General features: G+C 63.2%; 23 protein-coding genes. 16 read left to right on the top strand and 7 right to left on the bottom strand.

From position 1 onward, the window contains the following. Positions 1 to 957 precede the first annotated feature (957 nt). The 3 genes from rpsT to mutM all read right to left on the bottom strand — a co-directional run bounded on the left by rpsT (position 958) and on the right by mutM (position 3,131). Positions 958 to 1,236, bottom strand: a complete 279-nt coding sequence (gene rpsT / locus ACD590_RS24335; protein WP_003556028.1) for a 30S ribosomal protein S20 — start codon at positions 1,234 to 1,236, stop codon at positions 958 to 960. Between the two features lie 192 nt (positions 1,237 to 1,428). Then, positions 1,429 to 2,202: an enoyl-CoA hydratase gene (locus ACD590_RS24330; protein WP_017966711.1), complete on the bottom strand. Its 774-nt coding sequence runs from the start codon at positions 2,200 to 2,202 to the stop codon at positions 1,429 to 1,431. Positions 2,203 to 2,225: 23 nt separating this feature from the next. Then, positions 2,226 to 3,131 carry a bifunctional DNA-formamidopyrimidine glycosylase/DNA-(apurinic or apyrimidinic site) lyase gene (mutM, locus tag ACD590_RS24325; protein ID WP_028731688.1) on the bottom strand — a complete coding sequence of 302 codons (906 nt, stop codon included), beginning with the start codon at positions 3,129 to 3,131 and terminating at the stop codon, positions 2,226 to 2,228. Between the two features lie 149 nt (positions 3,132 to 3,280). Here mutM and ubiE point away from each other — a divergent pair, with 149 nt between their 5' ends. From ubiE to ACD590_RS24285, 8 genes are all read left to right on the top strand, one after another. Further along, positions 3,281 to 4,057: a bifunctional demethylmenaquinone methyltransferase/2-methoxy-6-polyprenyl-1,4-benzoquinol methylase UbiE gene (gene ubiE / locus ACD590_RS24320; RefSeq protein WP_018244480.1), complete on the top strand. Its 777-nt coding sequence runs from the start codon at positions 3,281 to 3,283 to the stop codon at positions 4,055 to 4,057. A 62-nt stretch (positions 4,058 to 4,119) separates the two neighbouring features. Next, a complete protein-coding gene (gene ubiB / locus ACD590_RS24315; RefSeq protein ID WP_427147699.1) occupies positions 4,120 to 5,694 on the top strand; it encodes a 2-polyprenylphenol 6-hydroxylase in 1,575 nt (524 codons plus the stop codon). Positions 5,695 to 5,896: 202 nt separating this feature from the next. Continuing rightward, complete coding sequence (locus ACD590_RS24310) at positions 5,897 to 7,483, top strand: aromatic amino acid lyase (RefSeq protein WP_018244478.1); 1,587 nt, start codon at positions 5,897 to 5,899, stop codon at positions 7,481 to 7,483. A 123-nt stretch (positions 7,484 to 7,606) separates the two neighbouring features. After that, positions 7,607 to 8,986, top strand: coding sequence for a dihydroorotase (locus ACD590_RS24305; protein WP_439003500.1), 1,380 nt, complete (start codon positions 7,607 to 7,609; stop codon positions 8,984 to 8,986). Beyond that, positions 8,983 to 10,263 carry a Zn-dependent hydrolase gene (locus tag ACD590_RS24300; RefSeq protein WP_439003499.1) on the top strand — a complete coding sequence of 427 codons (1,281 nt, stop codon included), beginning with the start codon at positions 8,983 to 8,985 and terminating at the stop codon, positions 10,261 to 10,263. Before ACD590_RS24305 ends, ACD590_RS24300 begins: the two co-directional genes overlap by 4 nt. Then, on the top strand, positions 10,244 to 11,341 hold the full coding sequence (locus ACD590_RS24295) for a DUF917 domain-containing protein (protein ID WP_439003498.1): 1,098 nt from the start codon (positions 10,244 to 10,246) through the stop codon (positions 11,339 to 11,341). The genes ACD590_RS24300 and ACD590_RS24295 overlap by 20 nt, the downstream gene beginning before the upstream one ends. A 3-nt stretch (positions 11,342 to 11,344) precedes the next feature. Continuing rightward, positions 11,345 to 11,674 (top strand): TfoX/Sxy family protein, encoded by a 330-nt coding sequence (locus ACD590_RS24290; RefSeq protein WP_097624631.1) that lies wholly within the window; start codon positions 11,345 to 11,347, stop codon positions 11,672 to 11,674. 33 nt (positions 11,675 to 11,707) lie between these two features. Beyond that, complete coding sequence (locus ACD590_RS24285; protein ID WP_439003497.1) at positions 11,708 to 13,369, top strand: urocanate hydratase; 1,662 nt, start codon at positions 11,708 to 11,710, stop codon at positions 13,367 to 13,369. Between the two features lie 17 nt (positions 13,370 to 13,386). Here the strand turns inward: ACD590_RS24285 and ACD590_RS24280 are convergent, their stop codons facing one another. Together ACD590_RS24280 and ACD590_RS24275 are read right to left on the bottom strand one after the other, a co-directional pair. Beyond that, the gene (locus ACD590_RS24280) at positions 13,387 to 13,773 is read right to left on the bottom strand and encodes a VOC family protein (protein ID WP_439003496.1); all 387 of its coding nucleotides are present in this window, start codon (positions 13,771 to 13,773) and stop codon (positions 13,387 to 13,389) included. Beyond that, complete coding sequence (locus ACD590_RS24275) at positions 13,770 to 15,020, bottom strand: MFS transporter (protein ID WP_439003495.1); 1,251 nt, start codon at positions 15,018 to 15,020, stop codon at positions 13,770 to 13,772. The genes ACD590_RS24280 and ACD590_RS24275 overlap by 4 nt, the downstream gene beginning before the upstream one ends. Before the next feature lie 91 nt (positions 15,021 to 15,111). Here ACD590_RS24275 and ACD590_RS24270 point away from each other — a divergent pair, with 91 nt between their 5' ends. After that, the gene (locus tag ACD590_RS24270) at positions 15,112 to 15,987 is read left to right on the top strand and encodes a LysR family transcriptional regulator (protein ID WP_439003494.1); all 876 of its coding nucleotides are present in this window, start codon (positions 15,112 to 15,114) and stop codon (positions 15,985 to 15,987) included. Between the two features lie 100 nt (positions 15,988 to 16,087). Here the strand turns inward: ACD590_RS24270 and ACD590_RS24265 are convergent, their stop codons facing one another. Further along, complete coding sequence (locus ACD590_RS24265) at positions 16,088 to 16,993, bottom strand: LysR family transcriptional regulator (protein ID WP_018244469.1); 906 nt, start codon at positions 16,991 to 16,993, stop codon at positions 16,088 to 16,090. A 125-nt stretch (positions 16,994 to 17,118) separates the two neighbouring features. Between ACD590_RS24265 and ACD590_RS24260 the strand changes: the two genes are divergently transcribed. The 3 genes from ACD590_RS24260 to coaBC all read left to right on the top strand — a co-directional run bounded on the left by ACD590_RS24260 (position 17,119) and on the right by coaBC (position 20,151). Further along, positions 17,119 to 17,883, top strand: a complete 765-nt coding sequence (locus ACD590_RS24260) for an SDR family oxidoreductase (RefSeq protein WP_439003493.1) — start codon at positions 17,119 to 17,121, stop codon at positions 17,881 to 17,883. Positions 17,884 to 18,018: 135 nt separating this feature from the next. After that, positions 18,019 to 18,768, top strand: a complete 750-nt coding sequence (locus ACD590_RS24255; RefSeq protein WP_018244467.1) for an SDR family oxidoreductase — start codon at positions 18,019 to 18,021, stop codon at positions 18,766 to 18,768. A 177-nt stretch (positions 18,769 to 18,945) separates the two neighbouring features. Then, positions 18,946 to 20,151, top strand: coding sequence for a bifunctional phosphopantothenoylcysteine decarboxylase/phosphopantothenate--cysteine ligase CoaBC (coaBC, locus tag ACD590_RS24250; protein ID WP_131631053.1), 1,206 nt, complete (start codon positions 18,946 to 18,948; stop codon positions 20,149 to 20,151). A gap of 30 nt (positions 20,152 to 20,181) precedes the next feature. On the opposite strand, the gene ACD590_RS24245 is transcribed toward coaBC, so the two are convergent. Beyond that, on the bottom strand, positions 20,182 to 20,994 hold the full coding sequence (locus ACD590_RS24245; RefSeq protein ID WP_130718710.1) for a class II glutamine amidotransferase: 813 nt from the start codon (positions 20,992 to 20,994) through the stop codon (positions 20,182 to 20,184). A 527-nt stretch (positions 20,995 to 21,521) separates the two neighbouring features. On the opposite strand from ACD590_RS24245, the gene ACD590_RS24240 reads away from it, so the two are divergent. The 4 genes from ACD590_RS24240 (at position 21,522) to ACD590_RS24225 (ending at position 25,631) form a co-directional block, all read left to right on the top strand. Continuing rightward, positions 21,522 to 22,199, top strand: a complete 678-nt coding sequence (locus ACD590_RS24240) for a FadR/GntR family transcriptional regulator (RefSeq protein WP_130718708.1) — start codon at positions 21,522 to 21,524, stop codon at positions 22,197 to 22,199. Continuing rightward, positions 22,196 to 23,488 carry a CynX/NimT family MFS transporter gene (locus ACD590_RS24235; protein WP_439003492.1) on the top strand — a complete coding sequence of 431 codons (1,293 nt, stop codon included), beginning with the start codon at positions 22,196 to 22,198 and terminating at the stop codon, positions 23,486 to 23,488. Before ACD590_RS24240 ends, ACD590_RS24235 begins: the two co-directional genes overlap by 4 nt. A 99-nt stretch (positions 23,489 to 23,587) precedes the next feature. Then, a complete protein-coding gene (locus ACD590_RS24230) occupies positions 23,588 to 25,117 on the top strand; it encodes a S10 family peptidase (RefSeq protein WP_439003491.1) in 1,530 nt (509 codons plus the stop codon). Positions 25,118 to 25,229: 112 nt separating this feature from the next. Continuing rightward, a complete protein-coding gene (locus tag ACD590_RS24225; RefSeq protein ID WP_047617326.1) occupies positions 25,230 to 25,631 on the top strand; it encodes a GFA family protein in 402 nt (133 codons plus the stop codon). Positions 25,632 to 25,659 lie beyond the last annotated feature (28 nt).

The following is a 25,659-nucleotide window of genomic DNA, read 5'->3' as shown; positions in this document are numbered from 1 at the left end:
ATCCGCCTTTACTTCCGCCGCTTCCAGGCGAATTGAGCCGAACGCCTGCGGTGCCGCATCCCCATTGTCGAGCCCGCTCGTCGTCATCGTATTCATCTGCATAATGCCGCCTTTCAATTCCACCGGGCGGCATCCGCTAAAACGGCCGCCCGATCATTCCCCGCTTTGGCGGGCTGACGGATCCTCATGAGCCGCTCGCCTGCCGGTTCACTCAAACACTGCCCCCGAAGGAACCGGCGCAGAACTCCGTTGCAGGTGCCACGTTCATGCGGCAACCTTCATCGGCTTTCCGTGCCAGGCTGACGGTCGAACCTCGTTTTCGGCCGACCAGCCCGAACGCAATATTACTTTACCTTCTCCGATGGCCTCGCCTTAAACGTGTGGCCACTGAAGGCACAAAACATCCCCGCTCCGTAACAGCCACGTTACGGCTCAAATCCGTCGAGTGCTTGAAAAAACGGAAGCGCAATGCTCCGTAACAAACGGCACAAACTTATCGCCCTGCCGACGTGGCAGTTAAGACCGAGCCTCTGCAGGTGATGTCCGCGCCCTTTGTTGAAAGCCATTTAGGCAGGATCAAAAGGCAATATCAACGATGAATTTTACGCAAAATTAAGAAGCGGGCATTGACTCCGCCTGCCCTTTTCGGGCGTCACACCAGCGTCAAAAAAGAATCGCAGTTGAATCAAAGAGATTCCCCGTTCGGGCTATTTTGACACGCATTGAAAGAAAAAAAAATAAAATCCTCTTGACTCGCCTGTGGTCCCGAAAGCGTGGGGCAGAGTCGCGCGGCGTCAAAGCATCCTTGCGCAAGCCATTGTTTTTAAACAATTTTTCCTGTCATGGCGCTGACACGAAACAGTCGTCAGATTAACCATGCAGGGGCTGATCGGTGGAATCGAAAAAGCCCGGTAAAATTACCGGGCTAATCATAAAGAAGAAGACCTTAATGGAAGATTACGCGGTCGTGGTGACCGAAAGAGCCTTCACACGAGCGGCCAGACGCGAGACCTTGCGCGATGCCGTGTTGGCATGCAGCACGCCCTTGCTGGCGGCGCGGGCAAGCTCGGGCTGAGCAGCCAGGAAAGCTTCCTTCGCCTTGGCGGCGTCACCGGATGCGATGGCCTCTTCGACCTGGCGAACGAAAGTACGAACGCGCGAGCGACGAGCCTTATTGACGTCGGTACGGCGGGCGATCTTGCGGGTCGCTTTTTTCGCCGAAGTTGTATTGGCCATGGATGCCTCTCTCAAGAATTCGAACAAACTCCGCCATTACCGCGGGCCTTGCGGCCACAAAATCCAGCAATGCGGGAGCAATCGCGGAAAACCAAACCGGCTTTCCGAACCGTGGGCGGGCATATAACTCTAAAGCCGGCCCACGTCAACGCGGATTTTCAAGCTTTACCACTGGCAAGCGCCTAAAAGCATTCAACGGTGCGTAAAAGCCGGTTTACGCTTCTCGACGAAGGCCGCCATGCCTTCTTTCTGGTCGTCCGTGGCAAAGAGACTGTGAAACAGGCGGCGCTCGAAACGCAAGCCCTCCTCCAGCGTCGTCTCGAATGCGCGGTTGACCGCCTCCTTGGCCATCATCACCGAGGGACGCGAAAGCGAAGCAATCTTTTCGGCCGCGGCAAAAGCCTCGTCGAGCAGACGTTCGGGTGCCACCACACGCGAAACGAGTCCCGAGCGTTCCGCCTCGGCCGCATCCATCATGCGGCCGGTCAGGATGAGATCCATCGCCTTCGCCTTGCCGACGGCGCGCGTCAGCCGCTGCGAGCCGCCCATGCCGGGAATGACGCCCAGTGTGATTTCAGGCTGGCCGAACTTCGCTGTCTCCGAGGCGATGATGAAATCGCACATCATGGCGAGCTCGCAGCCGCCGCCGAGCGCAAAACCGCTGACGGCAGCGATCACCGGCTTGCGTGCCTTGGCGACCTCATCCCAGCCGCTGATGAAATCACTCTTATAGATATCGGCGAACTCAAGCGGCTGCATCTCCTTGATATCGGCGCCGGCGGCAAAGGCACGCTCGGAACCGGTCAACACGATCGCTCCAACCGTCTCGTCGGCGTGGAAGGCGGCATAGGCCTCTTTCAGTTCCTTCAGGACGGTGGAGTTCAGCGCGTTCAGCGCCTGCGGGCGGTTCAGCGTGACGAGGCCGACATTGCCTCGGGTTTCGACGATCAGGGTCTCATAGGCCATGCTGTTCTCCCGGTTTCTCACTCTTACTTCTGGCAGGTGGCGCAATAGAAGGTGGAGCGACCCGCCTGGACGATGCGGGCGACCGTACCGCCGCAGCCGGGCGTGCGGCAAGCCTGACTTTCGCGATCATAGACGGAGAAGGAATGCTGGAAATAGCCGAGCGATCCGTCGGTCTGGATATGGTCACGCAGCGACGATCCGCCGGCGGCGATCGCGTCGGCGATGACGTCGCGGATCGAGGCGACGAGCAGGTCGAGCTGCGCCTTCGGCCGGCCCCCTGCCGTCACCAGCGTGCCGGCGGCGCGGATCGGAGAAAGATGCGCGCGCCACAGCGCCTCGCAGACATATATATTGCCGAGACCGGCAATGTTCTTCTGGTCAAGCAGCGCGCTTTTCAGCGGCTGCGCCTTGTCGCGGAAGCGTTCGGCCAGATAGGCGGCGCCAAGCTCGTTTCCTGTCGGCTCCGGGCCGAGATCGCGGAAGAAGGGATGGGCGGCGAGATCGGCACGCCCCACCATATCCATGAAGCCGAAACGGCGCGGATCGTTGTAGACGACCCGGCGCGGGCCGCTTGCGCCCTCCAGATGGAAGACGACGTGATCGTGTTTCTCGTCCTTCGAGCGGGCATGGTGGAATTCGCCCGGCGCGGCGGAGGCAGCAGCCTCCTCGATGCGGCCCTCCTCGATCCGGAAGGAACCGGACATGCCGAGGTGGGAGATCAGCGTGTTGCCGTCGTCGAGATCGACCAGCAGATATTTAGCGCGGCGGCCAAGGCTGACGATGGTGCGGCCCGAAACCCTGTCCGCGAAAGCGTCGGGAAAGGGGAAGCGCAAATCGCCGCGCCGCAGCTCCAGCTTGGTGATGCGGGTGCCCTCCATCGCCGGCGTCAGGCCGCGTTTCACCGTTTCGACTTCTGGCAATTCCGGCATCTTAACCCATCTATATCTAACGTGTTTCAACCGACGACGATGTGCGCTATAGCGCCAGTGTGCCGTGGAGAACGCGGCCCATAGATAACGTCGCGCGCGGTCTTTCGCTATGGCCGCCGCGCCCGAATCTTCAGGAACGGAGCAGTCTGATGTCAGAAAGCCGCACTTCCGCCGATGGCGGCATGGAGACCTCCTACGGCTTCCGCGAGGTGCCTAATGGCGAGAAGCAAAGCATGGTCAACCAGGTGTTCCACAAGGTTGCCAAGCGCTACGACATCATGAATGACGTCATGTCGATGGGCATGCACCGCGCCTGGAAGGATGCGATGATCTCGGCGCTGAACCCGCGCAAGGAGCCGGGCTACAAGGTGCTCGACGTCGCCGGCGGCACGGGTGATATCGCCTTCCGCATCGTCGAGGCCTCGGGCAGACAGGCGCATGCCACGGTGCTCGATATCAACGGCTCGATGCTTGGTGTCGGGGCCGAGCGGGCGGAAAAGAAGAAGCTTTCCGGCAATCTCACCTTCGTCGAGGCGAATGCCGAGGAACTGCCGTTCGAGGCGGGCAGCTTCGATGCCTATACGATCGCCTTCGGCATCCGCAACGTGCCGAGGATCGACGTAGCGCTGTCGGAGGCCTATCGCGTGTTGAAGCGCGGCGGACGGCTGCTGGTGCTGGAATTTTCCGAAGTCGATATGCCGCTTCTCGACAAGATCTACGACGCCTGGTCGTTCAATGCCATTCCGCAATTCGGCAAGGCGATTACCGGCGATGCCGAACCCTACCAATATCTGGTGGAATCGATCCGAAAATTCCCGAACCAGGAGAATTTCGCGGCAATGATCCGCCAGGCCGGCTTTTCGCGCGTCACCTACACCAATTATACCGGCGGCATCGCCGCACTCCATTCCGGCTGGAAGCTCTGACGCATGACGCCGAAAAGTGTAGAGCGGTTTTCGAATAGCGTCGCGCGAGAATCAAACAGAAGATGAGTACTTTCGGCGCATATTTCCGTCTTTGGCGCGTCGGCTGGGTGCTCGTGCGTGAGGGTGTCGTCTCAGCTCTTCCTTCCGAAGGGCTGCCGCCTCCGGTCGCACTCGCCAAATCCTTCGTCACGATTTTCGAGCGAAGCAAGGCGCGGCATCAGAAGCGCAGCGACCGGTTGGCGCAGGCTGTCGAGCGGCTCGGTCCCTCCTATGTGAAGATCGGGCAGTTCCTGGCGACGCGGCCGGATGTCGTCGGCGTCGAATTCGCCAACGACCTGTCGCAGCTTCAGGACCGGATGGCATTCTTTCCCTCGGCAGCGGCCAAGGCCAATATCGAAGGCTCGCTCGGACGGCCGATCGGAGAGCTCTATGCGAGCTTCGGCGATCCGATCGCCGCCGCCTCGATCGCGCAGGTGCATCCGGCCGAGGTCGATAGCGCCGAGGGCCGGAAGAAGGTCGCCGTCAAGATCGTGCGGCCCGGTGTGCGCCAGCGCTTTGCCCATGACATCGAGGCGATGTATCTCGTTGCCCATATGCAGGAGCGTTTCCTGGCGTCCAGCCGGCGGCTGCGGCCGGTCGAGGTGACGAAGACGCTGGAGCAGACGACGAAAGTGGAGATGGATCTTCGCCTGGAGGCGGCAGCCCTCTCCGAGATCGCCGAGAATACCGAAAAGGATCCCGGCTTCCGCGTGCCGAAGGTCGACTGGGAGCGCACCGGGCGCGACGTCATCACCATGGAGTGGATCGACGGCACGAGGATGTCCGACGTCGAGGGTCTGCGTGCGGCGGGCCACGATCTCAACCTGCTTGCCGATACGCTGATCCAGTCGTTCCTGCGCCACACGCTGCGCGACGGCTTCTTCCATGCCGACATGCATCCGGGCAATCTCTTCGTCGACGCTGACGGCATGATCGTCGCCGTCGACATGGGCATCGTCGGGCGGCTGGGCAAGAAGGAACGGCGGTTCCTCGCCGAAATCCTCTATGGCTTCATCACCCGCGACTATATCCGCGTCGCCGAGGTGCATTTCGAGGCCGGCTATGTGCCCGGACATCACAATGTCGAAAGCTTCGCCCAGGCGATCCGGGCGATCGGCGAGCCGATCCATGGACAGCCGGCCGAGACGATCTCGATGGGCAAGCTGCTGACTCTGCTGTTCGAAGTGACCGAACTCTTCGACATGGCGACGCGGCCGGAGCTGGTGATGCTGCAGAAGACCATGGTCGTGGTCGAGGGCGTATCGCGCATGCTCAATCCGCGCTTCAACATGTGGAAGGCCTCCGAGCCTGTCGTCGGCGACTGGATCCGCACCAATCTCGGGCCGAAGCGGATCGCCACCGATCTCAAGGACGGGCTGAAGGCGGCGGTAAAGCTCGCCGAAGCCGTGCCCGAAATCGCAGCGAAGACCGAAAAATTCCACCACCAGCTTCTGCATATGAGCGAGCACGGGTTGCGCTTCGATGCTGAGACGGCGGATGCGATCGGCAAGGCCGAAGCGCGGCACAACCGCTCGGCCAGGATCGCGCTTTGGATCATCGCATTGACGCTTGTCTATATTGCCTGGATGCTGAGCTGACCGCCTGCCAAAAACATGCTGTGTTCGGCATTTGGGATATCCCATGTAACAGAGGGCTCGCTTAGTCTCACGTTCCGAGCATGATGCCGAAAAGTGTGAGCGGTTTTCGGGCGACATCATGCTCTGACTCTTTAGTTTAGAACAGGATTCAGATTTTCGGCCGATCCGGCCTAAAATCATCCTGTTCTGGGGAGATAGGCACATGAAGCACGAACGCCTTGGCATCGAACTTTCCGGACAACCGCTCGGTTTTGCCGAGATGGTGACGATTGGTGCGGGCAAGGCTAAGATTTCGGCTTCGGCGACAGGCATGGCCCGCATCGCGATCGCCCGCGAGGTCGTCGAGGATGCGATTGCCTCCGGCATGCCCGTCTACGGCTCGACGACAGGCGTCGGCGCCATGAAAGATGTGGAGTGGTCCGCCGACGAACTCGACACCTTCAATCTCGGCCTGGTGCGCGCCCATCATTTCGGCACCGGCACACCCTTTTCCTGCAATATCGTCCGCAATGCCATGGCGATCCGTATCAACACGGCGCTGACCGGCCAGGTCGGCTGCACGCCGGAATTGATCCAAGCCTATATCAGGATGCTCGAGGCCGATCTCATCCCGGTCGTGCGCCGCACCGGCTCGATCGGCTGTGCGGATATCGGCCTGATGGGACAGATCGGAGCGGTGCTGACCGGCGTCGGCGAAGCGATCTATCGCGGCAACCGGATGCAGGCGGCTGAGGCTTTCCAGGCGGCCGGGTTGGAACCGATGCGGATGGCGCCGCGCGACAGCCTCGCCTCGCTCAGCATCAATGCGGTAAGCTTTGCCTCGGCGGCGGAAACGACGCGCAACGCCGCGGCCTCGATCCGCGTCCTGCTGGCAACGGCGATGATGGCGGCCGGTGCGCTCGGTGCTTCCCGCGATCCCTGGAAGGCGGTCCGGCATGTCGGAACGGCGCGTGAAGCGCTGATCGGCGCCTGGCTCTGCAATGCCTCCGACGAATGGAACTGGCCCGTCGCAACGCATGTTCAGGATCCGCTGAGCCTGCGCATGATCGCCCAGGTGTTCGGCGCGGTGATCGAAAACCTTTTATCGACCGGCCATAAGATCCTTGCCGCCACCGGGCGCTCGGACGACAATCCCGTCGTGGTCGAAGGCCGGGTGATGACGTCGGGCGGCTCTCTTCCGCTCGATGTGACGATCCTGCTCGAATCGGCAGCGCTTTGCATGGCGCATGCAGCGCGCAACGCCTTCAACCGCTGCGTCATTCTCGGCAACGGCCAGCGGCGCGACCTGCCGGTCAATCTCGTGCCGCCGGGGCGGATTGCCACCGGTTTCGGGCCGATCATCAAACTTGCCGGCGAGATTTTCTCGCGCGTGCTGTCAATGTCCAATCCTGTTTCTGCGCAGTCGCTGGTCGTCGCAGCCGGGTTGGAGGACGAGGCGGCCTTCCTGCCGCTCGTCATCGAACGCTTCGACCGGCAGATGCGGGCGCTGAAGCGCCTCGCAGCCCTCGAGGCGCTGCTCTCGGCCCAGGCGATCGACATACTCGGCGATGAACCGAAGGGCGTCGCCGCCATGCTCTACGAGGTCGTGCGCAAACATGCGGATTTCTATACGGTCGACCGGCCGCTTTCGGCTGAAGTGGAGGCTATCGAGGAGGAACTTGGTTCGGACGACTTCGTTACGAAGCTGACTGAGCAGGTTCCGATCGCCTCCTTCGACGATTTCTTCGCCCTCGGCTCACTGGAGCACATCGAGGAACGGCTAACCCATGACGAGCCGGCAGCAGTCTGATTTCCAGCTTGCTACATAATCCCTTAAATCGAGATCGACTTAAGGAATTATGCAGCAATTCAAAGTGTTACAGCGTCCTTTGCGCGGCTAGAAAGACGCGCAGCGCTGCAGGGAGGAAGCAAAATGGACTTCGATCTCGTTCTGCAGGGCACGGTGGTGCTGCCGGACCGCATTGTCGAAGAGGGCTATGTCGCCGTGCGCGACGGCAGAATAGCCGAGGTCGGCCTCGGCGTGCCGCCTGCGGCGCGCGAACGGCATCTGCTCGGAAAATCGCTGATCCTTCCCGGCGCGATCGATGCGCAGGTACATTCGCTCTCCCAGAAGGACCAGGAGGATTTCATCTGGTCGACGCGCTCGGCGGCGGCCGGCGGCGTGACTACAATCGTCGACATGCCCTATGACGAAGGCAATCTCGTCTGTTCGGCGGCGGCGGTGAAGCGGAAAGTCGACCATGCCGGGCCGCAGGCGCGCGTCGATTTCGCGCTTTACGGCACCGTCGATCCGGAAGAAGGCCCGGCGCGGATCCGCGAGATGGTGGAGGCAGGCGTTGCAGCCTTCAAATTCTCGACCTTCGGCACCGACCCCAAGCGCTTTCCGCGCATTCCGCCGGCACTGCTCGACGCCTGCTTCGCGGCGATCGCTCCGACGGGGCTGACAGCCGGCGTGCACAATGAGGACGACGAGGCGGTGCGCACCTATATGGAGCAGGTGAAGGCGAGCGGCATCACCGACTGGCGGGCGCACGGCCTGTCGCGACCGCCGATCACCGAGCTGCTGGCGATGCACACGATCTTCGAGACGGGTGCCGACACGGGCTGCCCGGCGCATGTGGTGCACTGCTCGCTCGGGCGCGGCTATGATATCGCGCGCGCCTATCGCCGCGACGGCTTTGCGGCGACGGTCGAATGCTGCATCCATTATCTGACGCTCGACGAGGAAAACGACGTGAAGCGCCTCGGTGGCAAGGCGAAGATCAATCCGCCGGTGCGGCCGCGCGCCGAGGTGGAGAGCCTCTGGCGGAAGGTGGCGGAGGGCGATGTCTGGCTGGTCTCGACCGATCACGTCAGCTGGTCGGAAAACCGCAAGACCAATCCCGACATGCTCGCCAACGCCTCCGGCGTTCCAGGCCTCGAGGTGATGGTGCCGCTTTTCGTCAAAGGTGCCATCGAACGCGGCATTCCGCTGACATGGGCAGCCAGGCTGATGGCGGAGAACCCGGCGAAGCATTTCCGGCTCGACCATATCAAGGGCGCGCTGACGCCGGGCAAGGATGCCGATATCGTCGTGCTGGAGCCGCGCGACAGCGTCTATGATGCCGCCGCGAGCGGCAACAACGTCGTCGGCTGGAGCCCCTATAACGGCATCCGCCTGCCCTGGACCATTTCCGCCACCTATCTGCGCGGCGAAAAGATTGCCGAGGGCGCCAAGGTGCTTGCTGCGCCCGGCACCGGGCGCTTCGTGCGGCCGCTGCCGCGCCAGGTCATTGCGGGAGCTGAAGCATGAGCCGCAATCTTCCCGTCAATGCCGACCGGATCGCTGGAGATATCGAGGCGCTGGCCGGGATTACCGAGCCGGGGCATCCCTGGACGCGGCGGGCGTTCTCGCCGCTCTTCCTCGAAGGCCGGGCCTATATCGACGCGCGGATGAAGGCGGCGGGACTGGAAACGCGGGTCGATGCCGCCGGCAATCTGATCGGTCGACGGACTGGTCGAAAACCATGGCTCGGCACGATCATGGTCGGTTCGCATTCCGACACGGTGCCGGACGGCGGCCGCTTTGACGGTATTGCCGGGGTAATTGCGGCGCTGGAGGTGGCGCGCGCGCTGCGCGACGAGAATATAGAGCTCGATCACGATCTCGAAATCGTCGATTTCCTTGCCGAGGAGGTCAGCATCTTCGGCGTGTCCTGCATCGGCAGCCGTGGCATGACCGGCCAACTGCCGGCGGCCTGGCTTTCGCGCGTCAGCGACGGGCGCGACCTGGCTGAGGGCATCGCCGAGGTCGGCGGCAGACCTGATGTGCTGATGCAGGAGAACAGACCCGGTATAGCAGGCTTTCTCGAGCTCCATATCGAACAGGGCCCGGTGCTCGAAGCCGAAAAGGAGGATATCGGCATCGTCACCGCGATATCAGGGATCACTCGCATCGAGATCACCGTCGAAGGGCGGGCCGACCATGCCGGCACGACGCCGATGGACCGACGGGCGGATGCGCTGGTGGCGGCATCGCAGCTGGTGCTCGACATCCGCAACGCCGCCGCCGAGCTTGCCAAAACGCCGGGCCATTTTGCAGCGACGGTCGGCGAATTCCGGATCGAGCCGAATGCTGCCAATGTCGTGCCGTCGAAGGTGGCGCTGCTGATCGATGGCCGCGCAGAAGTCCGCGCCGACATGGAGGCTTTCTGCCGCTGGCTCGACGGCCATGTCGAAAAGCTGGCGGGGGCTTACAGCGTGACGATCCAGACCCCGAACCGGGTATCCGACAATCTACCGACGCCTGCAGATGCCGGGCTGCTGTCGACCTTGGAGGCCGCTTGCGAACGTGTCGGTGCAAAACATCGGCGCATGGCCTCCGGCGCGGGGCACGACACGGCCTGGATCGCCAAGGTGGCGCCGGCGGCGATGATCTTCGTGCCCTGCCGCGAAGGCCGCAGCCATTCGGCCGACGAGTGGGCTGAAAATGACGATATCGCGCTCGGCGCCGCCGTGCTTTTCGAGGCGGTGCGCGAGATGGACAAGGATTTGAATCAGGAGAGGACCGATGGGACGCATACTCGTTGAGAAGGACGTGGAAGCTGCCGTCAAGGGTGGCTCCGTCTATGCCGCCGGCGGCGGCGGCTGGGCCGATCACGGGCGGATGCTCGGTTATGCCGCCGTCAATGTCGGCAAGCCCGAGCTGGTCTCGATCGACGAATTGCGGGACGAGGAGTGGATCGCCACTGCGGCTGCGATCGGCGCGCCTGCCTCCACCACCCCCTGGGAAATGCAGGGCATCGACTATGTGAAGGCGGTGCAATTGCTGCAGGAGGCACTCGGCGAAAAGCTTTCCGGGCTGATCATCGGCCAGAACGGCAAATCCTCGACGCTGAACGGCTGGCTGCCGTCGGCAATCCTCGGCACCAAGGTGGTCGACGCGGTCGGCGATATCCGCGCGCATCCCACGGGCGACATGGGCTCGATCGGCATGGCCGGTTCGCCCGAGCAGATGATCCAGACCGCTGTCGGCGGCAATCGCTCCGAAAACCGTTATATCGAACTGGTGGTGAAGGGCGCGACGGCGAAGATCTCGCCGGTGCTGCGCGCTGCCGCCGATCAATCCGGCGGCTTCATCGCCAGTTGCCGCAATCCGCTCAGAGCCTCCTATGTCCGCATCCATGCGGCGCTCGGCGGCATTTCGATGGCACTTTCGCTCGGTGAGGCGATCATCGCGGCGGAGAAGAAGGGCGGATCTGATGTCATCGACGCGATCTGCAAGACGACGGGCGGACATATCCTTGCCGAAGGAATCATTACCCGCAAGGAGGTCGTCTACACCAAGGAAGCCTTCGACATCGGCACGATCACCGTCGGCGCGGGCGAAAAGTCGGTGACGCTGCATGTGATGAACGAATATATGGCGGTGGACGATGCGGATGGCGGGCGGCTTGCCACCTTTCCCGCGGTCATCACCACGCTTTCACCAGAGGGCGAGCCGCTCAGCGTCGGCCAGCTCAAGGAGGGCATGCGGGTGTTCATCCTGCATGTGCCGATGGATATCATTCCGCTGTCGGCAAGCGTGCTCGATCCGACCGTCTATCCCGTCGTCGAAAAGGCGATGGGGATCGAGATCGCACGCTATGCACTGGCGACAAAGGCCTGAGCCATGGCGCGCGATCGGGGTCTCGAAGAACTGATGCGTGAGGAACTCGGCGATCGGCCGGGTCTTGCCGAAAAATCGATGTTCGGCGGCTGGGCCTTCATGCTGAACGGCAATCTTCTCTGCTGCGCACGCCATGACGGCATGCTGATCCGTCTCGGCAAGGGCAATGACGACTGGGCGCTGGCACTGCCAGGCGTGATCCAGATGCTGTCGGGCGAGCGGGTGATGCATGGCTGGGTGCGAGGCGGTGCCGAAGTTTACGGCGACGATACCCTGAGACGGCGTTTGCTCGATGCGGCACTCGCCTATGTGGAATCGCTGCCCAGGAAATAACGAACGAAGGCAGAGCAAAACGAGGAACCCACGATGCCGAAGGCCAATCCACGTCATCCGAAATTTCCGATTCCCGGCGGGCCGGAACTGCGGGCCAAAGGCTGGCGGCAGGAGGCGCTGCTGCGGCTGCTCGAAAACGTGCTCTCCGTCGGCGAGGATCCCGACAATCTGATCGTCTATGCCGCGCTCGGCAAGGCGGCCCGCAACTGGGCGGCGCATAGAGGCATCGTCAAGGCGCTGACCGAGATGGACGAGGACCAGACGCTGCTCATCCAGTCCGGCAAGCCGATCGGCCTCGTTCGAACGCATGCCAAGGCGCCGCTGGTCATCATGGCGAACTGCAATATCGTCGGGCAATGGGCAAAGGCCGAAGTGTTCTACGAGCTGCAGCGCAAGGGGTTGATCTGCTGGGGCGGGCTGACGGCCGGCGCCTGGCAATATATCGGCAGCCAGGGCGTCATCCAGGGCACCTACGAGATCTTCATGCGCATTGCCGAGCGGCGCTTCGGAGGCGATCTCCTCGGCCGGTTCGTGCTGACGGCCGGCCTCGGCGGCATGGGCGGGGCGCAACCTCTCGCCGGCCGCATGGCAGGGGCTGCAATCCTCTGCATCGACATCGATCCGGAGCGGGCCCGCAAGCGCCAGCAGATCGGTTATCTCCAGGAAATCGCCCCCGATCTCGATAGCGCCCTTCAGATGATCGATGCGGCGGTGAAGGACAAGCGGGCGCTGTCAGTCGGCCTCGTCGGCAATGCGGCGGAGGTCTATCCCGAAATCGCCCGCCGCGGCATCGTGCCTGACATCGTCACCGACCAAACCTCGGCGCATGACCTCGTCTACGGTTACGTGCCGAAGGGCATGAGCCTCGATCAGGTCAAGGGTCTGCGCGACGACGGCCAGGGACAATTGATGGCGGCAAGCCGGGCCTCGATCGTAGACCATGTGACGGCGATGCTGGAATTCCAGAAGCGTGGCTCGGAAGTCTTCGACAACGGCAATCTCATCCGTACGCAGGCCCGCGAGGGCGGTGTCGCCAATGCCTTCGACATTCCGATTTTCACCGAAGCCTATCTCAGGCCGCTGTTTGCCCGGGCGATCGGCCCGTTCCGCTGGATGGCTCTGTCAGGCGAGGAGAGCGATATCGCTCGCATTGACGACCTGCTGCTCGAAATGTTTTCCGATAACAAGATCATCACCAACTGGATCCGGCTGGCGCGCGAGCATGTGCCCTTCGAGGGGCTGCCGGCCCGCATCGCCTGGCTCGGCCACGGCGAACGCACCGCACTCGCAAGGCGCGTCAACGCGCTGGTTGCGAGCGGCGAACTCAAAGGCCCGGTCGCCTTCTCCCGCGACCATCTCGACGCCGGCGCCATGGCGCATCCGAATATCATGACCGAGGGGATGAAGGATGGCTCCGACGCGATCGCCGACTGGCCGCTGATCGATGCGATGATGCTCTGCTCGTCGATGGCCGATCTAGTCGTCGTCCATTCCGGCGGCGGCGGCTATGCCGGCTACATGACGAGCTGTGGCGTCACCGTCGTCGCCGACGGCACGGATGCCGCCGACGAACGGCTCGACCATGCGTTGACCAACGATACGGCGCTTGGCGTCATGCGTTACGCCGATGCCGGTTACGAGGAGGCGCTCGACGAGGTCGCGAAGAAGGACGTGCCCTATATCCGGCTTGGTTGATGTGCTGGAGGCCGACGTCAGGCAATCTGATTGGAGACTTCGATGAGGTTGCCGTCGGGGTCTCTGAAATAGACCGAGCGCAAACGCCCGGTCGCGCCGGTGCGCTCGACCGGGCCCTCTTCGATGGCAACGCCCGCGGCCTCCAGATCAGCGATGACATCGGCAAGCGGTGTCTCGGCGATGAAGCAGAGGTCGCCGGAGCCGGGTGTGGGTTGCCTTGCCTTGGGATCGAATTCGTGGCCGGCATGATGCAGATTGATCTTCTGCCCGCCGAATTTCAGTGCTTTTCGGCCTTCAGCAAAGGTTTCGACCGACATGCCGAGGATGCGGGAATAGAAGTCGCAGCTGATCGCGATATCGGCGACGGTCAGCACGAGATGGTCAAGACGGTCTATGCGGATCATGCTTTTCTCCTCGCGAGGTGCTGGGCAAGACAGGCGGAGACAAAGGCCAGCGCCAGCATGGCGAGTGTGAAGATAACGACGGCGGCCCAGCCTTCAACCGCGAAGAACCAGCCTCCCGCCGAACCCATGAGGCTGGAACCGACATAATAGGCGAGCATATAGAGCGACGAGGCGTGCCCCTTGGTGCCATGCGCCAGCTTGCCGACAAGGCCGCTGGCGATCGAATGGCTGATAAAGAAGCCAGTCGTGAGCACGATGATACCGAGGATAATCGCCGGGAGCGAGGCAAAGAGCGTCAGCGCGCTGCCGGCGGCGGTGAGTGCCAGACCGAAGAGAAGCACGGAAAAGTGCCCGATCCGGTCTCCCAACAGGCCGCCGATCGAGGAGGCGCCGATGCCGAAGAGGTAGACGGTGAAGATCAGGCCGAGTTCGGTCTGGTTGAGGCCGTAGGGCGGCGCCACCAGGCGGAAGCCGGCATAATTGTAGATCGTCACAAAGGAGCCCATCGCCAGGAAGGCGATGGCGAAGATGAAAGGCAGCGCCGGATTGCGGAGATGGCCGAGCCAGGCTTTTGCATGAAAGCGCGGATCGAAGCCTGGCCGGCGGACGAAATTGCGTGACGGTGGCAAGAGGGCGATGAAGCCGATCGCGGCGGCAAGGCCGATGGCGCCGATGATGAAGAGCGCCGGACGCCAGGTGAGATATTCGGCGAAGATGCCGGTGAGCACGCGGCCGGACATGCCGCCGAAGGCCGTGCCGCCGACATAGAGGCCCATGGTGGCGCCAAGGCCGCGCGGATCGATTTCCTCGGCTAGATAGGCCATGGCAACGGCCGGCACACCACCGAGAACAAGGCCCTGAAGCGCGCGGATGACGAGCAGCAGATGCCAGTTCGGGGCAAAGGCGGTGGCAATGGTCAGCAATGCCGCCCCGACCAGCGATATCGACATCAGGCTGCGGCGGCCGAGACCTTCCGAGACGGCGGCGGCGCAGACGATGGCGACCGCCAGGAAACCGGTGGAGAGCGAGAGGGACAGCGAGCTTTCGGCCGGGCTGACGGCGAATTCCTGCGAGAAGATCGGCAGCAGCGGCTGGACGCAATAGAGCAGCGAGAAGGTGGAGAAGCCGGAAAGGAAGAGTGCCAGGCTGGCGCGGCGATAGGCGCCGGCGCCACGGGTCAGGTAGTGCTTCTGCCCTGGGGTCGCAGCTGTCTCGGAGGTCTTCACTGCATGCACTGACGGCGGCATATCTTCATCCTTCCGGTCTCCGATCTAGTCAAAGCGCCTCCATTTGTCCAATATATGAGACCGTCGATTCCGATAGGTTTTGGAGATAGTGATGGAGCTGCGGCATCTCAGGTATTTTCTGGCGGTGGCGGAAGAAGGCAATTTCACCCGTGCCGCCGGCAAGCTCGGCATCGGGCAGCCGCCGCTCAGCCAGCAGATCCGCGACCTGGAGAGGGAAGTGGGTGCGGCGCTGTTTCACCGTGTGCCGCACGGCGCCGAATTGACGGCAGCGGGCGCGGCCTTCCTCGGCGAGGCAAAGGCGTCGCTGGTGGCAGCTGAGAAGGCGAAGCTTGCGGCGCAAAGCGCCAATCGCGGCGAGACCGGCCGGCTGTCGCTCGGCTTCACCGCATCCTCCGCCTTCAACCCCGTGGTCAGCACGACGATTCGACTGTTTCGCGCGCGCTGGCCGGAGGTGCAGCTGTCGCTGACGGAAATGAATACGCTGGCGTTGATGCAGAAGCTGGAACGCGGCGAGCTCGACGCCACCTTCATGCGCCCCAGCCTGGACGATCCCGCCGGCATCCGGCTACGGCGGCTGCCGGACGAGCCGATGGTGATTGCCCTGCCCGCCAGCCATCCTCTGGCAAGACATCGCAGCCTGCCGCTTGCAATGCTGGCGGACGAACCCTTCATCCTCTTTCCCCGGCTCGTGGGCTTGAGCCTCTACGACGATGTCGTGCTCGCCTGCCGCAAGGCGGGATTCGAGCTGACCGTGGCGCAGGAGGCGCCGCAGATTTCCTCGGTCGTCAATCTGGTGGCGGCCGATCTCGGCGTCTCGATCGTGCCGGCCTCGATTTCGCAGATTAAGCTCGAAGGTGTGGCCTACCGGCCGATCGAGGGGCCTCCGGCCGTGGCGCGCCTGGCGCTGGCAATCCTGAAAACACATCGCTCGCCGGTCACCGAGAACCTGATGAGCCTGCTGAGCTAAAGCGCGTCGCGATCTTTCAGATTCGCTCTTCGCGCTTTAGGTCTTTGTTTTTGCGCATGTCGTTGTCGCAAAACCGCTGCACACTTTTGCGCGACATGCTCTAGCCCGCCGGATCCCAATAGGGCGGATCGCCGAAGCTCTTCTTCAGGTGATCGGCGATGGCGCGGAGCTTGGCGGAGGGATTTCGGCCCTCGGGATGGGCCATATAGATGAATTCGACCTCCGGCCTATGGCCGACATCGATTTCGGCAAGCCGGCCCTCGCGGATGGCCGGGCCGGCGATGAAGGCGGGCAGCAGCGCAATGCCGAGGCCGGCAATCGCGGCGTCGCGAAGCATGTCACCATTGTTGATGCCGAGCGCCAGTTTCGCACGGACGACGATCGCACCCTCCGGCGTCTGGAAGCGCCAGTCGGCAACGCCGCGATTGGTGTAGAAGATGCCGCGATGGCCGTTGAGATCGGCCAGCGAGGACGGAATTCCCTGGCGGGCGAGATAATCCGGCGAGGCACAGAGAAGACGGCGGCTTCGCGTGAGCTTCCAGGCGACCAGCCGGCTATCGGCGATCGGACCATTGCGGATGATGGCGTCATAGCCGTCCGAAGCGGCATCGACCCGCCGGTCATCAATATCGAGGGTCAATTCGATCTCGGGATGCTCGGCGAGAAAGGGATAGAGCGCCGGGCCGAGATGCATGCGGCCAAAGGTGACGGGGGCGGCGATGCGGATCGGGCCTGACAGCGTTCCGCGCCGCTCCGCCATATCGGCCGCGGCCTCCTCGATCTCGCGCACGATGCGCGCGGCCCGCTCCAGGAAGACCGTGCCATCCTCGGTCAAAGTGAGCTTGCGGGTCGTTCGGTGCAGCAGGATGCCGCCGAGCGATTTCTCCAGCTCGGCCAACCTTTCGCTAACGACGGATTTGGACAGCCGAAGACGCCGGGCCGCCTCGCTGACCGAGCCTGCCTCGACCACGGCGACAAAAGCCGCAATGCCTTCTATCCTGATCATCGTTCGGTCTTTCCGAATTCGAATTCCCCGATCTGGAGACTAATCCGAACGAAAGGAAAATGCCATCTTCCATTCAACGGAACGGACGGCAAGGGCCGCCTCACCTCAACACAGGAGATGGAACCATGAACCGCTTGAACAACAAGGTCGCGATCGTCACCGGCGCAAGCTCCGGCATCGGCCGGGCCACGGCAAAGCACTTCGCCGCCGAAGGCGCCAAGGTCGTCGTCGGCGCCCGCCGTCAAGGTGAACTCGACAGCCTCGTTGCGGAGATCAAGGCAGAGGGCGGCGATGCCATCGCCATTGCCGGCGACGTGCGCTCGGAAGATTATCACAAGGCGCTGGTCGTCGCCGCCGTGAGAAATTACGGCAAGCTCGACATCGCCTTCAACAATGCCGGCACGCTCGGCGAAGCCGGTGCGAGCACCGCCGTTTCCGAAGCGGGCTTCAGCGAGGCGCTGGCGATCAATCTGACGGCCTCCTTCCTCGCCGCCAAGCACCAGATCGGGGCGATGGTGGAAAATGGCGGCGGCTCGGTGATCTTCACCTCGACCTTCGTCGGCTACAGCTTCGCCTTCCCGGGGGTTGCCGCCTATGCCGCCAGCAAATCCGGCCTGATCGGCCTGACACAGGCGCTTGCCGCCGAATTCGGTCAGCAGGGCGTGCGCGTCAATGCCATCCTGCCGGGTGCGGTCGATACCGACATGTATCGGGACATGAACGATACGCCTGAGAAGCAGGCCTTCGTCACCAATCTGCATGCGCTGAAGCGTGTCGCAAACCCCGAAGAGCTCGCTCGCTCGGTCCTCTACCTCGCCTCCGACGATGCAAGCTTCGTCACCGGCACGGCGTCGCTGGTCGACGGCGGCGCTTCGATCACCCGCACCTGAGACGGCACGGCGCGGTTATCCGCTGCGGGTTGATGATCCTTCAACGCGCCGGCTTATCGCGCCGCCTTTTTCAGAGCATTCTCGCATTGAACAAGAACGGGCCGCGCGCCAACATTCGATCAAAGGAACTTCATCATGTCACGCCTGCAGAACAAGACAGCCCTCATCACCGGCGGCACCAGCGGCATCGGCCTCGAGACCGCCCGCCAGTTCATCGCTGAGGGCGCCCGCGTCGTCGTTACCGGCAGCAGCGCGGCAAGCGTTGAGGCGGCCCGCGCCGAATTCGGCGGCAAAGCCACCGTCATCCAGGCCGATGCCGGCAATGCGGTCGGCCAGAAGGCCGTCGCCGATAGCGTGAGAGAGGCTTTCGGCACGCTCGACATCCTCTTCGTCAACGCCGGGGTCGCCGAATTCGGGCCGCTGGAACAGTGGAGCGAAGCCGCCTTCGACAAGTCGGTTGATATCAACGTCAAAGGCCCGTTCTTCCTGATTCAGGCGCTGCTGCCGATTTTTTCGAAGCAGGCCGCGATCGTGCTCAACACTTCGATCAACGCCCATATCGGCATGCCGAATTCCAGCGTCTATTCGCTGACGAAGGGCGCGCTGCTGACGCTTGCCAAGACATTGTCGGGCGAACTCATCGGCCGCGGCATCCGCGTCAACGCCGTCAGCCCCGGTCCGATCTCCACGCCGCTCTACAGTAAGCTCGGCGCTTCACAAGCCCAATCCGAGGCGATGACTGCGCAGATCCAGGCCCAGATTCCCGTCGGCCGTTTCGGAACCCCCGGCGAAGTCGCCAAGACGATCGTTTTTCTCGCCTCCGATGAGGCGGCCTATATCGTCGGCAGCGAACTCATCATCGACGGCGGGATGAGCAACCTCTGACCGACGAGTGCGGCGGAGACTGGCTGCCGCCGCGGCTTGCCCGCCTCGGCATGGCGATCGCGATCGTCATGCGGCGGCTTCCGGACCAGCTCCGATGCCTGTCGCCCTCGCGATTGCATGTTCTCCGCCAAAGGCTTAGGGTCGATGGCGGTCAGAAAAGGCAACGGGTAGAAGGCCATGGCTCTCAGCGGCAAACGCATCCTCCTCATCATCTCCGGCGGCATCGCGGCCTATAAGAGCCTGGATCTGATCCGCCGGCTGCGCGAGCGCGGCGCGAGCGTGCGCCCTGTGATGACCAAAGGCGCCCAGGAATTCGTCACGCCGCTTGCCGTCGGTGCACTGGCGGCGGACCATGTCTACCTCGATCTGTTTTCGCGACAGGACGAACAGGATATCGGTCATATCCGGCTGGCGCGCGACTGCGACCTCGTGCTGATCGCCCCTGCCACCGCCGATCTGATGGCGAAGATGGCGAACGGGCTTGCCGACGATCTCGCCTCGACGGTGCTTCTGGCGACCAATAGGCCGGTGCTTGCCGCACCGGCGATGAACCCCGCCATGTGGGCGCATCCGGCGACGCGGCGGAATGCCGCAATGCTCAGAGCCGACGGCATCCGCTTCGTCGGGCCGATGGCCGGCGAGATGGCGGAAAGCCGGGAGGCAGGGCTCGGCCGGATGGCGGAACCGCTGGAGATCGTCGCTGCTGCCGAAACCATGCTCGACGACGGAGAAAAGCCGCTCAAGGGACGCAAGGCAATCGTCACGTCAGGACCGACGCATGAGCCGATCGATCCGGTGCGCTATATCGCCAACCGCTCCTCCGGCCGGCAGGGGCATGCGATCGCCGCAGCCCTTGCAAAGCTCGGGGCGGAGGTGACGCTCGTATCGGGGCCGGTGACAATCGCCGACCCCGTCGGCGTGACAGTCGTGCATGTCGAGCGGGCTGAAGAAATGCGTGATGCCGTGCTTGCGGCGCTGCCGGCCGACATCGCCGTGATGGTCGCAGCGGTGGCGGACTGGCGCGTCGCCTCGGCGGCCGACCAGAAGCTGAAGAAACATCCCGGCGAATCCATCCCGACGCTGGCGCTGACCGAGAATCCGGACATCCTGAAAACCGTCGGCCATCATACGATGCGGCCGAAGCTGGTGATCGGCTTTGCCGCCGAGACGCAGGACGTCGAAAGCAATGCGAAGGCGAAACTCGAGAGGAAAGGCGCCGATATGATCGTCGCCAATGACGTTTCTCCTGCGACCGGCATCATGGGCGGCAGCCGCAACCGCGTCAAACTCGTTCGCCGCGACGGCGTCGAGCAATGGCCTGACCTGACGAAGGAAGAGGTTGCCGAAAGGCTCGCGGCGCTGATCGCCAAGCAGCTCAGCTAATCGCGAGCGGCTCAGCTATCGTCGAGCGGCTCAGGCAGGAATAGCCACGCGCGGCGGCTTGGAGGCACTCCGCTTCTCCGGCCGGAAGTCGGCGACGTCGATGCCGTCTTTACCGACGGTGACGGCGCTGCCATCCGGAATTTCCGCCCAGGCATCGCCATCGTCGTTCAGCGGCTCGGACACGAGGCAATAGCCCGCACCCACAGGCGAGGCATAGAGCGTCGGCGCCTTGCGGTCGGTCGCATAGCGAACAGCATAGAGCATGTTGCCATCGGAGAAGGCAGCGGTAAAGCGCAGCAGGATCGAGCCGATGACGCTGTCGGCCAGGTCCTCGACGACACCGATCATGTGAGCCATCGCAGCGATCGGCGCCTCGCGCAGGCCGAATTGCAGCGCCAGCAGGAACATCAGTTCGGAATCGGTCGTGCCGCCGCGGGCATTGAACAGCTCGTCGTCGAGCATCGCCTCCATCGGCCGGCGCAGGCGCTCGAAACCGGAGATCTGGCCATTGTGCATGAAGGACCAGGTGCCATGGGTGAAGGGGTGGCAGTTGTCGCGGCGCGTGCCGCCGCCTGTGGCAGCGCGGACATGGGCAAGGAAGAGCGGCGAACGGATCTGCCGTGCCAGGCTCTTCAGATTGCAATCCGACCAGGCCGGCAGGATATCGCGGTAGCGGCCGGGTTCGGGCCTGTCGCCATACCAGGCGATACCGAAGCCATCACCATTCGTCGCCGTCTTGGCGCGGGTGGCGCAATGGGACTGCTCGATCAGCGAGTGCGCAGGCGAGGATACCAGTTCCTCAAGATAGAGAGGGTCTCCGCGATAGGCTGCCCAGCGACACATGGCTTTCTTGCTCCGGAACCCGCCGCCGCATCGGCGGGAATGCTCTAAATTGTCTGATGTCACGGCTAATAACAGCTTAACGCGTTGCCGGTTTGCAAGCGCAACATGACGGTTTCCTGGCGCCTGGCACCTTCACATTCGGCGAAAAGCCGTGTTCTTTTGTGAACACCCGCGCTTCTCTCAAAGCAGCGCATGCGTGCATTTCTGCTTGCATCTCAGAAGAATCAGCCTAACTTTAAGCCATCAGCAACAGAACGAAAGGAAGGTGATCCAATGTCTAATGAGATTTCGGACCTCGTAACGGGCATGGAAGAGGTGACGAAGGCGAGGCAGCCCTCGCTCTAATCCCCGCCTTCCTAGGGCTGCATAGACAGTCCAGGCCAGTTTGAGGCCAAACTCATGGAAAGGGTCGCCGAGGCGGCCCTTTTTTATTGTCTTGATGTCTTTATCGTCTTGATGTCAGGCGTTGACGAAAGATCGAAATCTCACTACTCATAAAGTCATCTGATGACTTTATGAGTAGTGAGATGCGAGCGCTCAGCAAAACCAATCTCGCGGATGAGGCGATCGAGGCGATCCGCGGCGACATTCTCGGCAAACGCTGGGCGGTCGGCGAGAAATTGCCGAATGAAGCCTCGCTGTCGGCCATGCTTTCCGTCAGCCGCGGCACCGTACGCGAGGCGGTGCGCGTTCTCGTCTCCCAGGGTTATCTCGAAACAAGGCAGGGTTCGGGAACCTATGTCCGCTCGACGACCGATGCCGGCCGGCCGTTGACGATGGCCCGGCGCGCCAGCCTGCGCGACCAGTTCGAGGCGCGCTTGGCGCTCGACGTCGAGGCAGCCCGGCTGACGGCGATCCGCAAGACGGCGAAGACGGTTGCCGGGCTTCGCAGGCTGCTTGCCGAACGTGGCAATTACGACGGCGGCGATCAGGCCGCCTTCATCGAACGCGACCTCGCCTTCCACAAGGCTGTCATCGCCGCTTCCGGCAACCGGGCGATGATCGAGATCTACGATTTCTTTTCGGCCTCGATTGCCGATACCATCGCGGCGACGCTCGGCAAGGACATTCCCGAACCGGACATGCAGGCGCATGCCGATATCGTCGACGCCATCGAAACCGGCGATCCCGACAAGGCGGATGCGGCGGTGCGCCGTTTCATGGCGCCCGTTCTTGCCGCCCTCGACCGGATGATCCTGTCATGAACGCGCCGTCCAGCCATGCCGCCAGCGCGCTCGACCCCGCCGACGAATTGCTGATCGACGCTGAGGCCGGCAGCCTTCCGCCGCCGCAGGCAATGCCGGTGCGGGGAGCTGCCGGGCGTTTCCTGCTTGGCGCGAGCCTGGTGCTGATCGCCTTCAACCTGCGCCCGGTCTTCTCGAGCGCCTCGGCGCTTCTGCCGGAGATCCGCTCGGAGCTCGGTCTCAGCGCGCTGGGCGCCAGCCTACTGACGACGCTACCGGTCGTCTGCCTTGGTGCCTTCTCGCCGCTTGCGCCTCGTCTTGCCCAGCGCCTCGGGACGGAGCGCACGCTGCTCGGCGTTCTGCTGCTTCTCGCACTCGGCACGGGTTTGCGCGGGCTTTCCTCCGTGCCACTGCTCTTCATCGGCACCGCCCTTGCGGGCGCCTGTATTGCTGTCGGCAACGTGCTGCTGCCGGGGCTGGTGAAGCGCGATTTCGCCGGGCGCGCCGCGCTGATGACCGGCTTCTACACGATGGCGCTTTGCGCCGGTGCGGCAAGTGCCGCCGGGCTGACACTGCCGATCGAGCATGGATTGGGCGGCTCTCTTGCGGGCGCGCTCGCCATCTGGGCGCTGCCCGCCCTGATCGTCAGCCTGCTCTGGCTGCCCGAGGTTCTTCGCAGCGGCCGGCAGGCAAGGCGAAATGGCTTCCACGTCAAAGGCCTCTGGCGCGACCGGCTCGCCTGGCAAGTGACGCTGTTCATGGGGCTGCAATCGGCACTTGCCTATTGCGTCTTCGGCTGGCTGGTTCCGATCTTACGCGAACGCGGGCTCGACGGCGTCACATCAGGGGCGATCGTTTCCCTGTCGGTGATGGTGCAGGCGGCATCCTGCCTGATCGTTCCGCATATCGCCGTGCGCGGCCGCGACCAGCGGCTGATCAATGCGAGCCTCTGCGGCGTCGCCGTCATCGCCCTGCTCGGCCTGCTCTTCGCGCCGCTTTCGACGGTCTGGCTATGGGCGGTGCTGCAGGGCATCGGCCAGGGTGGGCTGATCGCGGCAGCCATGACGACGATCGTGCTGCGCTCACGCGATCCCGATGTCGCCGCCCATCTTTCCGGCATGGCGCAATGCGTCGGTTACCTGCTTGCCGCCATCGGCCCGCTCATCGTCGGCCTCATCCGCGGCTGGACCGGAAGCTTTTCCTGGTGCGCGGCCCTCTTCGTTGCGCTCGGGCTCGGCGCGGCGATCAACGGCTGGAAGGCCGGCCGTGCGATCGAGATCAATGTTCACGCGGTCGAGAAGGTCGGCTGAAGCTCGCTCACTGGCCCATCACCATCTCTTGATGCCCGTCGTCGGCCGCGGATGTTACGCTATCTCAGCCTCTCATTCCCCGCCGCCGGAGGAGACATCTTGCGCATACGAACCCTGTTTCTGCTCGCCGCGCTTGCAGCAATGCTGGCCCCCGCCCTTTCCCATGCGCAGGAAAGCGATCCACCGAGGGCGAATGTCCAGAGCGGCGCACGCGATGGCGTGCTGAAGCTGCTGCCGGCCGATTCCGTCACCGAGCACGCGCTGACGATCGGCGGCCGGAAGATTGCCTATACTGCCACCGCCGGCACGCTGGATCTCTTCGGCCAGGACGGCGTACAGACCGGCGCGGTCTTCTACACCGCCTATGTCGCAAGGGATGGCGGGCCGAACCGGCCTCTGACCTTTGCCTTCAACGGCGGGCCGGGTGCTGCTTCCGCCTTCCTGCATCTCGGGCTGGTCGGGCCGAAGGTGCTCGATTTCGGGCCGGATGGACGTGACGGCGCCAATGCGAAACTCGTCGACAATCCGCAAAGCTGGCTCGATTTCACCGATCTCGTGCTGATCGACCCGATCGGCACCGGCTGGAGCCGGACGGCAAAGGCCGACGACGCCTCCAATTATTATAACGTCAGTGCCGATGCCCAGAGCATCGCCAAGGCGATTGCGCTCTATGTCGCGCACAACAACCGTTCCAACTCGCCGAAATATCTTCTCGGCGAGAGTTATGGCGGCTTCCGTGCGGCCAAGGTCGCCTCGGTGCTGCAGGAAAGCCAGGGCATCATCGTCGCCGGCGCGGTGATGCTTTCCCCCCTGCTCGAGGGCCAGCTGATGTTCAATGCCGATCAGTTTGCGCTCGGCGCGGCGCTGGAGCTGCCGTCACTGGCGGCGGCCGAACTCGACCGGAACAAGGCCTTTGACGAAGAGAAGCAGAAGGAGGCCGAGACCTTCGCGCTCGGCGACTATCTGACGACGCTGGCCGGACCACCGCCGATGGGTGCCGATGCCGCCGCCTTCTATGGCAGGATCGCGCGCCTGACGGGCATTCCAGAGGATATCGTCACCCGCAACCGCGGCTTCCTCGGCAGTTCCTTCGTCAAACATTCAGATGGGGGCGGCGAGGTGATGAGCGCCTACGACGCCTCCTTTGCAGCACCCGATCCCTATCCGGAATCGGATTACGACCGGGGCGACGACGCCATCCTTGACGGCTTCACCCGCGCCTATGGCGGCGCCTTTGCCGATTACGCCCGCAACGAGCTCGGCTTCAAGACGGAGATGACCTATTCGCTGCTCGACGGCGATATCAGCCGGCGCTGGGAATGGGGCGGCGGGCGCGGCGGCGGATCGCGCTTCCAGGCCAGCGCCACCGACGACATCCGGCAGCTGCTCGCCTCGAACTCGGCATTCCACCTGCTGATCGCGCATGGCTACAGCGATCTGGTGACGCCTTACAGCGTCAGCCGCTACGTCGTCGACCATCTGCCGCCCTCGCTCGCCGACGGCCGCGTCGGGCTAAAGCTTTATCGCGGCGGGCATATGTTCTATACGAAAGCCGATCAGCGGGCCGCCTTCACGGCGGATGCGAAGGCCTTCTACGCCTCACACCCGGCCGCTCAGCCGGCAGAGTAAAGCGTGGCGCGATCTTTCAGATTCGTCTGCCACGCTTTGGTTCTTTGTTTTCCGCGTGTCATGATCGCAAAACCGCTCTACACTTTTGCCGACATGCTTTGGGGGCTTGCCGATGCATATCACCGGAGGATGCCATTGCGGCGCGATCCGCTATCAGGCGGAGATCGATGCGGAGCGGATCTCGATCTGCCATTGCACCGATTGCCAGCGGCTGACGGGTTCAGCCTATCGCATCACCGCACCGGCGCGGCCGGCAAGTTTCACACTCTTATCAGGCGAGCCGAGAGGCTACGCAAAATATGGCGACAGCGGCGGTCTCAGCCGGCAATTCTTCTGCCCGAATTGCGGATCGCCGCTCTACCGCACGGACGGCGAAGGCGGCGCGATCGGTATCCGCGTCGGCAGCATCGACCAGCGGCGGGAACTGACGCCCAGGAAACAGATATGGTGCCGGTCGGCTTTGCCCGGGGTGGAGAATATCGAGCCGCTGCCACGTTTCGAGGGTGAGGACTAGCGAGACAGCGACGCTTAGACCGGAAACC

It is taken from the genome of Rhizobium sp. 862_C5_N1_2 (genome assembly GCF_051811205.1).
GTDB classification, from domain to species: Bacteria; Pseudomonadota; Alphaproteobacteria; order Rhizobiales; family Rhizobiaceae; genus Rhizobium; species Rhizobium leguminosarum.
The sequence above is the reverse complement of the archived record's forward strand: the minus strand, read 5'-3'. Positions and strand labels throughout refer to the sequence as shown.